This is a genomic window from Chthonomonas sp., from assembly GCF_035294165.1.
Taxonomy (GTDB): Bacteria; Armatimonadota; Chthonomonadetes; order Chthonomonadales; family Chthonomonadaceae; genus Chthonomonas.
Map to the genome: position 1 here is coordinate 1 of NZ_DATGLN010000268.1, position 14,826 is coordinate 14,826.

Below are 14,826 nucleotides of genomic sequence, written 5' to 3' on the forward strand. Positions count from 1 at the left end.
GGCACTCTTCGGCCTCTTTCGGCTGTTTGGATGGTCTACGCTTACCTACTATGGCTTTATTGGAGGCAGCGGGGCCTATCCCAACTACGCCATTATGACCTTCATTGGGGCTTGGTTAGGAAAGCGCTATTTTGCCAAACGGTTTGGGGTTACGCAGTGGCAGATGTACACGCCCGTGCTTTTGGCGGGTTTCGCCTGTGGCACCGGCCTTATTGCCATGGCCTCTATTGCCCTGGCGCTTATCGCCAAATCGGTCAACTACCTGCCCTTCTAGCAGGAACAGGAAGGTGAGGAAGCGATGCAGGTAGGACGGATTTTAGGCCTTGTCGGCCTGTTAATCACCATTGGGGTTGTGGTATCGTCTGCCGTAGGGTTTGCTGTGGGCTATCAAAGCCGCGATATGCAGCGTACGCTGCGCAATGTTGTGCTGTTTGGGCTTGCTGTGGTGCTTGCGCTTTGGCTGTGTACATGGCATTTGGCTGCCCAGCACGGGTCTATTATAACCCACGAAGCGCTCGTGCTTGGACTGGGAATAGGGGGAGGCGTTATTCTAGGCACCCTGTGTGGGCTAGCATTTAAGCGTGCGAAGGGGGAAGGACGTAAAGTAGGCAATGCGCTGGTGTCGGTGGTGTTGGTTTTACTGTTCACAGCAAGCATACGCGGCGCATTCCTGCAGCGCTTGCAACAGTTAGCCCATATCTGGCAGGAGATCGCACCGCCGCCACCGGTGGCAGACAATCGGCAGAGCGCGCAGAGCTGTCCCGATCATCTCAAGGCGCTGTGGAACGCTTTTAACCTGTATGCACAAGATTGGGACGCGCTTCCGCCGGCAGCAGGGTGGATGGATAACCAAGAGATCGTCTCTAAGGTGCCGGAAAATGTGGACTTCCATTGTCCGGCTGTGTCGAACGGGCACGACAATCGGTATGGCTACGCCTACAACGAAGAGGTTGCAGGCCGATCGTTGGGGCAGAGGACGAGTCTGAAGCAGATGGCGAATGCTGCCAAAACGCCTCTGATCTACGATTCAACCGATTTGGCAAAGAACGCGACTGACCGCTTCACAAGCCTGCCCAAACCGGGGCGCCATGATGGCGTAGATTATGTGCTGTACTTAGACGGGCATGTCGGTGAAGTGAAGCTCAAGTAGGTTATACGATAGGTCGTTTTTTACGTACTGATAATAGAGGACTATGGCTAGCCAAAGCGTTTCGACATTAAAGCAAGAGGAGCAACCTGCAGCCACGGTGATCGGGTGGCAGGGAATACGCTGCGTGTTGCCGCCCGACTGGAATCTTGTAAGCTTTTCGTTGGAGCGCGATAGCGGCTATCTACGCGTGGACGCTCCGGCCGACAGCGCGTTGACGGTGCAGATTCGCTGGTTAGATGCCGGCCACACCCAAGAGCCGAACTCGATATATGGCTACCTAATGCGGTTTTTGCAAAAGCGCGGGCGTTCGAATCCGCGCTCTACGGCCGGCCCCGACCTTAAGGCGAGCCTGGAAAAGTTATTAAAAGAGACCGAAAAACACGCGCGGAAAGAGCATGTGCGTTTTGAGTGCCACCTAAAGCCGGAGCATATCGAAGGAGAGCGGAGGGCGATTAACTTTAGCTGGGTGGGTGGTGGGCGTGGACAAGGCAAAATTTGGCATTGCACCCAGTGCAACCGTGTGGTGATGGCGCAGGTTGTGGGACTTACGAAAGACCATGCGGCGATCGCGTCGGTAGCAGCCAAACTTTTTGGCACGCTGCAAGATCACAGTATAGATGGGCGAGACCTGTGGGCGCTTTACGATCTGCAAATTGAGGTGCCCAATACGTTTCGCCTGAAAGAGCAGCAGCTCTATTCGGGCCATCTTAAGCTGGTGTTTGGTCGCTCCGGCGAGCGTTTAGTGGTGGAGCGGTGGGGGTTAGCAAGCACAACCTTGAAACGCTTTACGTTAGACGAGTGGTTTCGTAACCAGGCGCTTATTGGGTTAAAGAATCGGCAATCGGGCCCGCTCGAGCTTCCGATGGGGCATGAAGCTGTATTCTACCGTTTCCAATTACCGATATGGAACCGGATCGGAGCGTTAAAGAGCGCTATGGGGAAGCCCTCTTGCGCTGCAACGCACTACGCTGGAGGGGGCTGGGTATGCGAGGCTACGAATCGCATCTACATCCTGCAGCTCTTTTACAACAAGCGCGCCGATGAAGATTTGTGGCATGAGGTAGCTTCGCGCTGCCGGTGCCATTCTTGAGGAGGGCCGATTTGGGCTTGCCGCTAACACAGCGCATAAAATATGGTGTGGGACGTTATCTGCCGTTCTTGAAGATAGGGCCGCCGAAGCCGGAGCGTAAGGCGGTGATGACGCTGCGTCCCTGTCAGAACAGCGCCATTACCTGGGAAAAGCAGGGAGACGGAAGCGTTTTGCTGCATGTCCCTATCAATCAGAATACCGGACGGCTAGGGGCTGTGATGAGGAAACTTTTGCGCCCGCCCAAAGAGCGCAGGGTAGAGCTAGATGAGGTGGGGGGTTTTGTGTGGGAGCTATGTAACGGGCAACACACGATCGAGATGATCGTGCAAAAAACGGCCAAACAGTTCAAAATGAATCGCCGGGAGGCCGAAGTCTCGGTGACGATGTTTTTACAGATGCTGCACGAGCGCAACTTTATCGGTTTCTACAAGCTTGTACGCCGTGGGGGTACCCCGGCAGCTAAGGACGAAAGCATGGCGGAGAAGCCGGAAACAGAACTCACGAAGAACACATCGGAGGGAAGATGAGCACACAGATTGCCAAGGTGGAAGGAACAGTACAAAAGCAGGTTCATCTACCGTTTAGCACGGCATGGCATATCAGTTTACAATCCATTCGTACCCGTTTTGGACGCACGATGATCACGGCAAGCGGTATTCTCTTGGGCATTGCGTTCTTCAGCGCTGTGATAACGGGTCGTCTTTTCCCGATGCAGGAGCAGGGAGCTGCTGCCGTTGCAGCGCGAGATCGTCAGATATGGCTGGCTATCATGGCGCTTTTGGTCTGTTTTGTAGGGATCATGAACAGCATGTTGATGTCGGTGACGGAGCGCTTTAAAGAGATCGGCACGATGAAGTGCCTTGGCGCCCTCAATCGCTTCATCATCACAATTTTCATGATCGAAGCGGCGCTTATGGGCATAGGGGCTTCTGTGCTGGGATGGTTTCTCGGGTGGGCTTCCATCGCTTTAGTACATCTCGTGACGGACGGCGTGCACGTGTTCGGAGCGGACTTTTGGAGCGGCACCCTAAAGCAGGCTCTGCTCACCATCGCGCTCGGCATGGGGATTACACTCGTTGCGGCCATATGGCCCTCGGTGCGTGCGGCCGCAATGCCTCCGGCGGTGGCTCTGCGTACAGAAGTTTAGTTCGGCGAGTTTCTTAGTGACTATTAAAAACCAGAATAGGTAGAGGATAGGGAATCATGGCACATGAGTATGTAGTGCGAACACGAGGCTTGGTAAAAGAGTTTCGAATGGGAGATGAGGTGGTCAGGGCGCTGAATGGAGTAGACCTCGATATTCGGCGGGGTGAGTATCTCTCCATCATGGGGCCTTCTGGTTCCGGTAAATCCACCCTATTTAACGCCATTGGGGGGTTGGATAAGCCCGATAGCGGCTCTGTGTTTATCAACGATGTGGATATGGCCCAGTTAGATGCGCGTGAGCTGGCCTATTTGCGCTGTCACACTATCGGCTACATTTTTCAGACGTTTAACTTGCTTCCTTCTATGACCGCTTTGGAGAACGTGGCACTGCCTACCGTGTTTGCAGGCATGACCACCGATGAGGGCATCGAGCGGGCTATCGAGATGCTTAATAAAGTGGGGCTAGGACATCGTTTGCACCACAGGCCATCGCAGCTATCGGGTGGTCAGCAGCAGCGCGTCGCCATTGCACGTGCTCTGGTGAACAACCCCTCCATTGTTCTGGCCGACGAGCCAACGGGCAATCTTGACCTCAAGACGGGCGAGGAAATCATCCATCTTTTGCGAGAGCTGAACCAGAAAGAGGGGGTAACGATCATATCGGCAACGCATGACTATAAGATGATAGATGTTTCCGATAGGATCGTGTGGATTAGAGACGGTAAAATATCTAAAATCGAGGAGCGCGCCGACGTTAAAGTGAGCGTTGGAGAGCTAGAGGGCGTGGGCCAAGAGCTTTAAAAGGAACGCTAAAATGGGATATCTCAGGGGGGTCGGCATCGGAACGGGGGTGGCTTTAGGCACTTCGGCAGTCGTGCGTATGCGCAACGGATATCCCCAGGTGCCCACCATTCCCCAGCGCATTATGGAGCTTCTCGCCAAGAAGCGCCTCAACGAGACTCCGGATGTGGTTTTGGTGGCCGATGACCTCGATATGGCGCTCACGGTGGCGCGTTCGCTGCGATGGGGGCGAGTGGTTGGAATAGTGGCCTCTAGCCCGATTACGGAGGCACGAGCCACCGTCGTTCCAGCGGTAGTGGATATCCCAGGAGTGGTAGATGCTATTCCTGACGATATGTTGGTGTTGGTGGATGCGGAGCAAGGTGTTGTGATCGCCGACCCAGATGGTGCGGTTATCGCCCAATACCAGGCAGAACGAGAGAACCTTGCGCCACGCATCCGTCTCTATCTTGACGAATCGCACCTTCCTGCCGAGACCCTAGACGGCCATATGGTGCTAGTGATCGCAGTGGCAGGCTCCGATGAGGAGCTGGCCGATGCGTTGGAGGCCGGGGCCGACATGCTCTATATTCCGCTGGATGCAGAGCTGTTGCCGCTTAATACAGAGCCTCAGGAACAGCGTTCGGCCTTGCTTAATCTCACGTTGCGATGTGCCGGAAAAGCCCTGCTTATTGCAGATGATTACGCTTTACCCCCTATGCTGTTGCTGGAGGCCTGCTTGCGCGCGGATATCACTTTGGCCGAGCCGGTGCGGGACTATTTGAATGGGTTGGGTATCGGAGAGTTTATGGAGGAGTTGCAGGAAGCACACGCGGAGTGTTTGATCAACCAGGCACGTTGTGCATTGCCGCGTTTAGCAGCTCGACTCAGCGAGGAGGCCATTCCGCCTTTAGAGCCGGAGCGCCTATCTATCTTCGCCGACAAGCTGGCAATGTATGGGGCGACACGCATTCTTATTGACTGCCCACGCTTCGGCGGCGGGATAGGGCCGATAAACCTGCCTTTTCTCGATACCTTCGTTGCGGTAGCCACGGCGGCCATGCTGCCGGTGTTTGTAAAGATGGATCGTTTGGAGCCGGATGAGATAGAGCTGCTTTTAGGCTCCGGCGTGGCGGGGCTGGTAGTGTCGCCAGCAGAGGTGCAATCCACAAAAGCTTTGCTACGCACGCTCACCTACTCGGAGTGCCGTGAAAATCTCAGTGAACTGTTGAAGCAGAACCTCGAGTGAGCCGAACTCTCGTTTGGATTTATCTAGAGCCTAATGATCCTGACGCCCAAGCCTTTCGGCACGCTTTGGAGCAACACCCCGACATCCAAAAGAGGGTGGAGCTGGTTTTTGGGCGCTCGAACATGCCGGAGGCGGTGATACATGAGGTGGAGGTTTTTGTTTGCGGAGGGGTCCCTGAGGGTATTTTGGAAGCTGCCGAGCGGTTGCGTTGGGTCAGTTTTTGGAGTGCAGGGCTTGACGGCAAGCTAACGCCGCGGTTGTTGGAACGTGGGGTGCAGATTACCAATGCCAGCGGTGTACATGGCCCTAACATTGCCGAGCATGTTTTCGGCATGATGATCTACTTTACACGTCGCTTCGATTTCTACCTTCGCGCTCAATGGGCCCGGCGCTGGGAGCGAACACCGCCTAAACAGTCACCTGGGGAGTTAAGTGGGCAGACGCTGGGCATTCTTGGGTTTGGACGTATTGGAGAGGCTCTGGCTTGGCGTGCTCGTGCCTTTGGAATGCGGGTTATTGCGGTAAAACGCGATCCGAGCATGCGTTATGACGCCACAGTGCAGCCGGATGCGCTGTATGGGTTGGAGGGACTTCCTACGGTGCTCTCCGAAGCCGATCACGTTTGTATCGCTTTGCCCTATACGGAGCAGACGCATCATTTGATAGATAGGGAGCGATTAGGGCAGATGCGCCCTTCTGCTTATCTGTACAACATCGCACGCGGAAAGATCGTAGATGAGGCCGCCCTGATCGAGGCGTTGCAGCAAGGCACTATTGCCGGGGCCGGGTTAGATGTGTTTGTGGAGGAGCCACTACCTGCCCATAGCCCTTTGTGGACGATGGAGAACGTGCTTATTACACCCCACATAAGCGGGGTGACCCCTCACTACTTTGAGCGTTTTGCCAAGCTCTTTATGGTGAATGTGCAGCGCTATTTGGCCGGCGAGCGGCTTTTGAACAGCTACGATCCGCAACGTGGGTATTAGAGCTAGTGGTATGAGAGTAATTTCTTTAAAAGCTTGCCTTCCTCATACCGGTAGATGGGAGTAGGTAGGCTTTAGGTGGTGCTGACGGATGGGTGTACCTCACCTGTTGAGGTGGGGTATATTGTATAATCTCCTAACGAACGCATAGAACGTTTGGAAGTAACCAAGCAAAGAAAGGCGATGAAACTGTTTTTGTTCAACACCATGTCGCGGCGAAAGGAGGAGTTTATTCCCATCGCGCCGCCAAAAGTAGGGATGTATTGCTGCGGCCCCACGGTCTACAACTACGCCCATATCGGCAACTTGCGTACTTATATCTTCGAGGACATTTTGCGCCGCACCTTGGAGTTCAACGGCTATCAGGTGCTGCATGTGATGAACATCACCGATGTAGGCCACATGACCACCGATGCCGATGCCGGTGACGATAAGATGGAGGTGGCGGCCCGGCGCGAGAACCGCTCGCCCTGGGAGATAGCCCGATTTTATGAGGCGGCCTTTTTTAGGGATACGGAGCGACTGAATATCTTGCGGCCTCACATCACTCCTCGCGCAACCGAGCACATTCCCGAAATGATCGCACTCATTCAACGCTTGGAGGCCCGCGGCTATACCTATTGTACGAAGGAGGGCGTCTACTTTGACACTTCCAAATGCCCTGACTACGGAAAACTCGCTCGGCTCGACCTCAGCAGCCAGCGTACCGCGCGGCCCGAAGTGGTTGAGGACGAAACAAAGCGGAATCCCTCCGATTTCATGCTTTGGTTTACAAATAAGCCTAATCATATTATGCAGTGGGAAAGCCCATGGGGGCGTGGCTACCCGGGCTGGCACATTGAGTGCTCGGCGATGTCTATGAAGTATTTAGGGGAGGAGTTTGATATTCATTGTGGCGGGGTAGACCATATTCCCGTGCACCATACGAACGAGATCGCCCAGAGCGAATGTGCAACCGGGCATACTTTCGTTCACTACTGGCTCCATGGCGAGTTTTTATTGATGAATCGGGAGAAGATATCCAAGTCCAAGGGAGGGTCTATCAACACCCTCCAATCGCTGATAGATGAGGGCTACGATCCTTTAGTCTACCGTTACTTCTGCTTACAGGCCCATTATCGCGCCGAGTTGAACTTTTCGTTGGAGGCGCTCGATGCTGCTCGTTCCGCGCTGCGACGCATCTACTCCCTTCGCCCCGACGATGACCCGCTACGCGACGATGAGGCGGCTTTTGAGGAGGCCAAGCAGCGGGTACACGAGGCTATTAACGACGATTTGGGAATACCGGAGGCTGTTGGCCTGTTGAACACTTACGATAGCTATCGGCTTTGGACAACGTTTGATGCCGTGCTCGGCCTGAAAATAGCGGAGCGTGCGCAACGTGGTGAGGAGGAGTTGCCGGCGGAGGTGAAGCAGCTTATTGAGTTGCGGAATGCGGCCCGTAGAGAGAAACGCTGGGCCGAATCGGATGCCATCCGCGAGAAGCTGATCGCCATGGGCTATGAGGTAGGCGATAGCCCTCAAGGCACCACGGTGCGTAAGCGGCTGGTCTAAATCGTGCTGATAGCTGCAATGTCTCTTCAGGGGCGACCCATAGGGTCGCCCCTACTTACAGGGCAGATTTTGCTTGCCTACCTGCCTTCGTAACGTGCTCCAAAGAACAGCGGCTTCTCGCAATAGGGGCGGCACAAGGCATATAGAGGTGCACAAGGCCTACCCCTAAAGGTGCCTCTCCTGTTGCGGTGGGCTAAAGCCCTGTATTGTCACGGCCGAGTTGTTGCCAGATGATAGTCAGCGGCAATGTGTAGCGCGGAGGTGGCATGGGTCTGTTGGTACCGCGTATGCTGGCCCAGATCATTCTATTCAGCCGTTGCACCGGCGCCGCATCGGCATGGGAAAAGTCGAGATGATCGGCCTCTGCAACCAGGCGATAGAGTGCGCTGCCGGGTTTAAGGGCGCTTTTGGATGGGTTGTGCTCGGCGATAATACGCTTTGGTGGCAGGAGGGCTGTATAGGGCGCATCGTTGTTGGGGGCGGTATCCCAGTCGAGAATGGGGCTGGCCAGAGCATCGTACTCACTCATAGGTTTTAGGCCGAGCAGATGCTCGACGGTGCGAAGCACGCTGTCGGTGTTGTAGAAACGATGGTCCTCCGAGTGTGCCTTTATCCAAGGGCTGATCACCAAGCAGGGGGAGCGATGAGCATCCACATGGTCGGGACCATCTTGAGCGTCGTCTTCGATAACGAAGATGGCCGATGATTTCCAGATGGGGCTATGGCTGATCGTCTCCACGAGTTCACCGATTGCATAGTCGTTATCGGCGACATCGGAGGCCGGGGAGTGAGCACCACTGCGGAGTCCTGCCGTGTGATCCATCATAAGGCGAATGGTCATGAGCGCCGGCACGGCATTACCGCTAGGGTCTTTTGCCAACATCTCGTGGAACTCGCGTTTCCATTCCGCGATTCGACTGGGCATGGCATACTTTCCGTAGGCCCTTTCCGGGTAGAGACAATTAGGGTCGTGTGTGCGTTCGTACCAAATTTCGGGGGCATCGCTGTCTGGGTAGTCGAGATCGAAGCGGCGGAAGTCGTCATCGGTTTTGCCGGCGAGGTCGTGCCCGGGAGGTTGTAGGCCTGTTTCATCTGGGTAGTTGTCGGGAAGCACCTGCCCGAAGCCCGGAAGGTTCAAACCCTCTGAAAGGAAGAACCCGTAGTTTCGATAGGAAAGCCCAGCTTGGCGCACCCTGTCCCAGATTCTGCCGGTGGGGATTCCGGCCACATCGGGAATGGGGTTGGCCCCCTTAGGAAAGAGGAGATCGGGAAGGGGTTTGCCATCGGGCCCTAGTGCCGGATGGCCGCCAACGAGGTAGCCGTTGTTTTGGCCCTCGTAGTCATAAAGGCGTCCTCGCCCGCTGTAGGTGTAGGGCACGTTGCGTTGCACGTATTCGTTGCTCATCCCTTGGGTAGACCATGTCCAGCCCGATCCGGAGACCTCGCCGCAACAGTAGAAGTTATCGAGCAACACGAAGCGTTCGGCAAGGGCGTGCATATTGGGGGTTATCTCTGTCCCGAAAAGGCATAGGTTTGGGTCGCCGTTGCCGTTTGGTAGGTCCCCAAGCACTTGGTCATAGGTTCGGTTCTCTTTGATTACGTAGATGACATGTTTGATTTTGCCGGCCCGGAGGCCAATTGCCGCCAGCGGGTTGCCGTTGGGGGGCTTGGAGGGAATATGTGCCTTGTCCAGCACGGTACGTGTGAGCGTGGTGAGCGACTTGGGGATGGGAATTCTCTGGACGGAGCCGTGAATGAGATTGAGGATGTAATAGGTATCGGCATCGGGGCGCCCGGCGATCTGCAGGGGATTTGGGTTTTGGGCTTGGTTGCCCATGCCGTTCGCCACAAAAAGGCTCTTCCCATGAGGCGAGACGGCAAGCGAGGTGGGGTACCAGCCGGTGGGTATAAGCCCAAGCAGACGATTCGTGCGGGTGGAGATGACGGCCACCGCATCGAGGTCGGCGAGGGTAGCATAGAGGGTTTTCTCATCTAGGCTGAGAGCCAGGCCGGTAGGCGTTACGCCGGGGAGGCCACGAAGGCTTTCCGGGCGGAGGGAGATCGTGGCCAGCACGCGGCAGGAGGCTACGTCGAGCACGGAGATCGTGTCGCTATGCGCGTTGGCCACGTAGCATCGGGTTGCTTTGCGGTTAAGGCATAAGGCATCGGGGTGGTCTCCGGTGATCACCTTTTTCTGGAGCGTCGGATGGGTGGGGCGGGAGGCGTTGAACACGTAGACGGCGCTGTCGCGTTCGCTGCTCACGAACACCCTATCTCCCTGAGGGGTAACGGCTACCGCGAGAGGAAAGTTTGACAGTTTGGCGTTAAGGTTTGTGGTGCTGACCCATTGGTGTGTTTGCAGGTTATAGATGGCGAGTTGGCCGGGATTGAGCATCAGGCGCGGATCACGCTGTCCCCAAAACATGTTGACCGCAACGTAGAGGTAGCCACGTCGGTCGAGTGCCATGCCGGCGGGAACGTCGCCTTTTACAGGCATCGCCAGGGTTTGCACAAGGCTAAGACTACCGTCGCTTTTCAGTTTCACCTCGGCGATGGCGCTGTTACACCCTTCTGAGAGATAGAGGGTGTTGTTCGGGGCGATGGCAAGGCCATAGTAGAGGCCGTAGGTAGAGGGATGAGGGGATGTATTAGGAAAAGCGAGGTGCGATACGATGCGTCCGTCCGAAAGGCGCAGGCACCAAAGCCCCGATTCATGGCCAATGCAGGTGCACAGAGCATAACGTCCGTCAGGGCTGATAGCTAAGTTCACCGGCACATTCCCAACGGGCGTAGTGTACAAGGATGGAGAGAGCATGCGGCCGTTGGGAAGTTGTTGAGCGTTTGTGGGTGAGCCAATGCCGATAGATGAGATGACACACAAAGCACCGATGAGTGTCTTCGATAGAGCATGTCGCATTTCGTTTCTCCTGTTGCGATTAGGAGGCGTTGCTCAGCTAGTTCGCCATATCCCTGTTGTTTTCCTCTACAGTTGGGGGAGGTTTTGGACTTACTTATCTCTCCGGTGCTTAAAACGAGATAGTAAGACCGGAGGAAGACTTGTCCTCCGGTCTCTGTTGGCGAAGCGTAAACAGCACAGCCTTCCAAAGCGTGCGAAAGTCTATTTTGTCTCTATCTGCCTCTGTATCCACCGGGTGATGTAGGCGAGGGCTTTGGGGTCGAAAGTCGTCTCTATCTGAGCGTATTCGAGAGGAGAGCCGGTTTGGCAGGGTTGGAAGAGATGGTTCAGTCCAGGGAAAACCTTTGTGGTGACGTGCCGGTTTCCACCCTGCTGCAGGGCCTGCTTGATCAGAGGCAGGTTCTCTTTAGCCGGAACCTGTAGGTCTTTACTACCTCCAACGGCCAACACGGGACAGTGCACTTTGCGCAACGCTTCGGTGGGGTCGTAAGCAAGAAAGCTGCGCATCCAAGGGGTATTGAGGAATGCGATAGTTCCATCAATATCCTTCTGTGTTGCCTTCGGCTGTGCCTTCTGGATGGCCGCTTGCATGAGCGCTTCGGCTTTTTGAGGGTCTTTTTCTTCTTGCACGATCTGGTAGAGCCGCTTATTGATCTCCAGCATTTTGTGAATCTGTTCCGCGGGAAGGCCCTGGGCTTCCGCGATGCGCTCTTCTTGGAGGGCAAGCAGGTCGGCTCCTTTCATTCCGGGGCCGGCCAGGAGCACCACATAGGCGATATTCGGCATCTGAGAGGCCACGATAGGGGCCACAAGGCCCCCTTCACTGTGCCCGATCAGGCCAACCTGTTTGGGGTTGATGTCGGGTTGCTGCATGAGGAACTGTGCGGCGGCCATAGCATCCGAGGCGAAGTCTTGCAGGGTGGCGGTGGCAAAATCTCCGGTAGATTTACCAACACCTCGTTTATCACAGCGCAGCACAGCAATGTGATGGCGCGTTAGATAGTCTCCGAGAACGAGGAAAATCTTATGACCCAAAACGTTCTCGTCGCGATCGTTAGGGCCGGAACCTGCGATCAGCAGGACGGGGGGAAAGGGGCCTTTGCCTTTCGGCAAGGTGAGAGTACCGGAAAGCGTCACCCCGGGAGCGTTAGGGTTGGGTATGGAGACGTCGCGCACTACGTAGGGATAGGGGGGTGTGGGTTCTTGGGGACGTTTTGGGGTGACGGAAGAGGGCTTATCGGTTTTGTTGAGGGTAAGCGGTAGGGTTGCACCGGCTTGTTGCCAATGCCCCACAATCTGTTTCCGGTCGGAGCTGAGTGTGCCGGTAAAATGGGCGTGAATGATGTCGAAATCCACCTCTACATTCGTGCCTTGCAAGGCCACATGGCTGGCCGCGATGCCATAGGCGGCCTGCTGGGGCACATCCATTTTGGCGGCGAGCTGTTGGGCGTTATCGCCGGTGATATGGAGGATCACCGTAAGCTTCAGGTTATTCGGGAGGGCGATTTGTCCCTCCCAGTTGCCGATGAGAGGGCTTGGCGATGGGGTTTGCGTTACGCCGAGGGCGGGGGCAAGCGCTAAAAGCCCTACAAGTAGGCAGAACAGGGACATTTTCAAGGTGCTTTTTCTCCTTTTGGGTTTTGGTAGGGTAAAGTTTCTAAAGTCGTTTAAGATAGCGAAGATCAAAATAGAGCATAACTCCCAGTCCAATTAGCGACGTCATCGTCATGAAGAGGAGATAGAGCTTCGGCTGCCAGAGAAAGATCGGCGAGAGCACGATGCTGATAAAAGAGAGAGCAAGGCCATAAAGCAGGAGGGTTTTGCCCGCATAGGCGTTGGCCTGATACCAGATGGCTTCATTGCGAAGGGATTTAGGGGTTCGAAAGCCATATAGTGGGTTCGGTGGGACACGGCGTTGGAGAAGGGGAATGGCGAGCATTACGCACAGCATGCCGAGAAGAAAGTTAATAAAGACTATCATGGCGAATGCGATCTACCTATGTTTTGTGGCCTATATGGCACGAAGTTTTCAAAAGGGAATACGAAGGAGGGGACTGCCGGTTTCATAAAAATTACGATAGAAGACCCCTGTCTTAAGGCGGTAAGGAATGCGGCCCTTCGTTCTTGGAAATTTGTGCGATAGTCACTTTAGAAGCTAGGGGCAAAGTACCTAGCCTCTGAAAAGTGTTACGGATGAGACCGAACAGGCGGTTCTGCAGGTTACCCACAGCAGTAGGGACGCAATGTAATGGGCACGACCTATGGGTGTGGATATCCGAGCACAGTAGCTGCGGAGTATAAAAAATCCGTTTTTAGCAAAATGCGCGTTCCTGCAGGCTTTTAGGCCATAATGTGGCCTAGGGATGAAAAACTTCGGCCAAAAGCCCTCTATGGTGCTGTTCGATTTCGACGACACGCTAAGCGAGCACAGGCTCTTTAGCCAAAGGCTGGTGATTACGCTGGCGCGAGCGATGTGGACGTTTCACGGGGGAGTTGTGGAATGTTGGGCAAAGAGCGTACAGGTGATGATGGAGCGTTTGGAGGAGAACTATATCGCTCGGTTTTGCCCGCCTACAGGGGCGCAGCCCTTCGGCTATAGGGAATGGTTGCAAGAGGCGCGGACAACTGCGGCACGCTGGCTGTATGAAGGGGTAGGTTTAGAGGCGCCGGCAAACGCAGGGCAGCTCGCGCTAAAGGGGCAAAAGATTGCCTTGCGCCGAAGCGTGGCGCTTTTCCCGCGAGCACGCGAGGTGGTGAGGGGGCTGCAACTGCGAGGGTTCCGTCTGGCCATCGCTTCCGGTAACGACTATGGAACCCTCCATCATGCGCTGGTTGGATGCGGTTTAAGAAGCTACTTTGAGAAACTTTATGGAGCCGATCTTGTGGATTGTGCGAAGGAGGGGCAGGAGTTTTATGCTGCCATCTTTGCCGATCTCGGCCTCGAACCCTCTCAGGCACTGGTTGTGGATAACGACCCCAAAAGCGTTCAATGGGCCTGTGAGGCAGGTGCCCAGGCGATTCAGGTGCGACTGCGCCAAATTCAGCCGGAGCCGATAGCGCCGGAGGCCTTGGCGGTTTTTGATAACTTAGGGAGCTTATTGACGTTTCCCTTGTTACGCTAAGTACCGCCAAGCGAGTGTGCTCCGTGAGACCTTGCGTCTTACACGGTTTCTCTAGCAGGTGGATTAAAGTCAAGCAAGCCCTATGCAACGGTCAAAGGACAGAGAGCGTCGCCGAGCAATCGGCGCGTGTGTGGATGCCCATATTTGGTGTCTGTATCTTCTCAGATGGGCACAAATTCGATTGCAGACGCATACCGGTGGCTCCGGTGAAGAATAAAAGCTTGACAAAACAGAGTTCGATTCGCTATTATTTAGGCAAGAAGGATGTGCGCTACAGACGTTCGGCGTTTCCGAATTCGGAATCGTACCCCAAAGAGAATAACCGAATAGGTATTCCCTGCATGGGTGCTTAAGTTCCCCATTCAGCCGTTCGTTAAGCGCGCTCCCTTCAGCACACTTGAGAAGGAAGGTACACTAGTGCGTAAGTGGAGCAAAGAGTCTATAGCGCAAGAGATACGCGCTCTTCATGAGGCAGGTGAGGACCTAAACTATTCTGCCGTTTTCAAGTACCATTTGGCCCTATTACGGGCTGCCATGCGCTACTTCGGTTCCTGGCGAGAGGCCATCGAGTATGCTGGCCTTAACTACGAGGATGTACGGCGCTATCGCACCTGGGACAAAGAGCGCATCATCGAGCGTATTCGCGAGTTGTATGAGATGGGTGAGGATTTAAGCTGGCGCCATGTCAGCATTTCGCTCGATCCGCAACTCGCCGCTGCCGCCACCAAGCCAAAGCATTTCGGCTCTTGGCGCAGCGCCATCGAGGCCGCGGGGCTTGACTACAGCATGATCCGACGCTATCAGGAGTGGGATGAGGAGCGGATTCTGCGGCGCC

The 14,826-nt window shown here is 55.1% G+C and carries 12 protein-coding genes and 2 pseudogenes; 11 read left to right on the forward strand and 3 right to left on the reverse strand.

The features are described from left to right. From VKV29_RS15165 to cysS, 9 genes and pseudogenes are all read left to right on the forward strand, one after another. Window positions 1-274 (forward strand): annotated as a pseudogene (locus VKV29_RS15165) (hypothetical protein); the annotation flags it as partial. 24 nt (window positions 275-298) lie between these two features. Then, complete coding sequence (locus VKV29_RS15170) at window positions 299-1,150, forward strand: hypothetical protein (protein ID WP_324202163.1); 852 nt, start codon at window positions 299-301, stop codon at window positions 1,148-1,150. Between the two features lie 43 nt (window positions 1,151-1,193). Then, complete coding sequence (locus VKV29_RS15175) at window positions 1,194-2,240, forward strand: hypothetical protein (RefSeq protein ID WP_324202164.1); 1,047 nt, start codon at window positions 1,194-1,196, stop codon at window positions 2,238-2,240. A gap of 11 nt (window positions 2,241-2,251) precedes the next feature. Next, window positions 2,252-2,767: a PqqD family protein gene (locus VKV29_RS15180; protein ID WP_324202165.1), complete on the forward strand. Its 516-nt coding sequence runs from the start codon at window positions 2,252-2,254 to the stop codon at window positions 2,765-2,767. Next, on the forward strand, window positions 2,764-3,387 hold the full coding sequence (locus VKV29_RS15185) for an ABC transporter permease (protein WP_324202166.1): 624 nt from the start codon (window positions 2,764-2,766) through the stop codon (window positions 3,385-3,387). Before VKV29_RS15180 ends, VKV29_RS15185 begins: the two co-directional genes overlap by 4 nt. 56 nt (window positions 3,388-3,443) lie before the next feature. Next, entirely contained in the window at window positions 3,444-4,187 is a 744-nt protein-coding gene (locus VKV29_RS15190; RefSeq protein WP_016482131.1) for an ABC transporter ATP-binding protein, read from the forward strand. A gap of 13 nt (window positions 4,188-4,200) precedes the next feature. Continuing rightward, window positions 4,201-5,415 carry a hypothetical protein gene (locus tag VKV29_RS15195; protein ID WP_324202167.1) on the forward strand — a complete coding sequence of 405 codons (1,215 nt, stop codon included), beginning with the start codon at window positions 4,201-4,203 and terminating at the stop codon, window positions 5,413-5,415. Further along, the gene (locus tag VKV29_RS15200) at window positions 5,412-6,401 is read left to right on the forward strand and encodes a D-2-hydroxyacid dehydrogenase (protein WP_324202168.1); all 990 of its coding nucleotides are present in this window, start codon (window positions 5,412-5,414) and stop codon (window positions 6,399-6,401) included. The genes VKV29_RS15195 and VKV29_RS15200 overlap by 4 nt, the downstream gene beginning before the upstream one ends. Window positions 6,402-6,581: 180 nt before the next feature. Further along, the gene (gene cysS / locus VKV29_RS15205) at window positions 6,582-7,952 is read left to right on the forward strand and encodes a cysteine--tRNA ligase (RefSeq protein ID WP_324202169.1); all 1,371 of its coding nucleotides are present in this window, start codon (window positions 6,582-6,584) and stop codon (window positions 7,950-7,952) included. A gap of 193 nt (window positions 7,953-8,145) precedes the next feature. Here cysS and VKV29_RS15210 read toward each other — a convergent pair whose 3' ends face one another. The 3 genes from VKV29_RS15210 to VKV29_RS15220 form a co-directional block, all read right to left on the reverse strand. Then, complete coding sequence (locus tag VKV29_RS15210; RefSeq protein ID WP_324202170.1) at window positions 8,146-10,869, reverse strand: alkaline phosphatase family protein; 2,724 nt, start codon at window positions 10,867-10,869, stop codon at window positions 8,146-8,148. A 201-nt stretch (window positions 10,870-11,070) separates the two neighbouring features. Then, window positions 11,071-12,480 carry an alpha/beta hydrolase gene (locus VKV29_RS15215; RefSeq protein WP_324202173.1) on the reverse strand — a complete coding sequence of 470 codons (1,410 nt, stop codon included), beginning with the start codon at window positions 12,478-12,480 and terminating at the stop codon, window positions 11,071-11,073. A gap of 46 nt (window positions 12,481-12,526) precedes the next feature. After that, window positions 12,527-12,850 carry an SdpI family protein gene (locus tag VKV29_RS15220; protein WP_324202171.1) on the reverse strand — a complete coding sequence of 108 codons (324 nt, stop codon included), beginning with the start codon at window positions 12,848-12,850 and terminating at the stop codon, window positions 12,527-12,529. A 382-nt stretch (window positions 12,851-13,232) separates the two neighbouring features. Between VKV29_RS15220 and VKV29_RS15225 the strand changes: the two genes are divergently transcribed. Then, on the forward strand, window positions 13,233-13,991 hold the full coding sequence (locus VKV29_RS15225; protein ID WP_324202172.1) for an HAD family hydrolase: 759 nt from the start codon (window positions 13,233-13,235) through the stop codon (window positions 13,989-13,991). A 417-nt stretch (window positions 13,992-14,408) separates the two neighbouring features. Next, a pseudogene (locus VKV29_RS15230) lies at window positions 14,409-14,826 on the forward strand (hypothetical protein); the annotation flags it as partial.

Excerpts from the sequence above, each read along its gene's own strand:
- VKV29_RS15170 (WP_324202163.1), top strand. The coding sequence starts at position 299 with ATGCAGGTAGGACGGATTTTAGGCCTTGTCGGCCTGTTAATCACCATT.
- VKV29_RS15175 (WP_324202164.1), top strand. The coding sequence starts at position 1,194 with ATGGCTAGCCAAAGCGTTTCGACATTAAAGCAAGAGGAGCAACCTGCA.
- VKV29_RS15185 (WP_324202166.1), top strand. The coding sequence starts at position 2,764 with ATGAGCACACAGATTGCCAAGGTGGAAGGAACAGTACAAAAGCAGGTT.
- VKV29_RS15190 (WP_016482131.1), top strand. The coding sequence starts at position 3,444 with ATGGCACATGAGTATGTAGTGCGAACACGAGGCTTGGTAAAAGAGTTT.
- VKV29_RS15195 (WP_324202167.1), top strand. The coding sequence starts at position 4,201 with ATGGGATATCTCAGGGGGGTCGGCATCGGAACGGGGGTGGCTTTAGGC.
- cysS (WP_324202169.1), top strand. The coding sequence starts at position 6,582 with ATGAAACTGTTTTTGTTCAACACCATGTCGCGGCGAAAGGAGGAGTTT.
- VKV29_RS15210 (WP_324202170.1), bottom strand. The coding sequence starts at position 10,869 with ATGCGACATGCTCTATCGAAGACACTCATCGGTGCTTTGTGTGTCATC.
- VKV29_RS15215 (WP_324202173.1), bottom strand. The coding sequence starts at position 12,480 with ATGTCCCTGTTCTGCCTACTTGTAGGGCTTTTAGCGCTTGCCCCCGCC.
- VKV29_RS15220 (WP_324202171.1), bottom strand. The coding sequence starts at position 12,850 with ATGATAGTCTTTATTAACTTTCTTCTCGGCATGCTGTGCGTAATGCTC.
- VKV29_RS15225 (WP_324202172.1), top strand. The coding sequence starts at position 13,233 with ATGAAAAACTTCGGCCAAAAGCCCTCTATGGTGCTGTTCGATTTCGAC.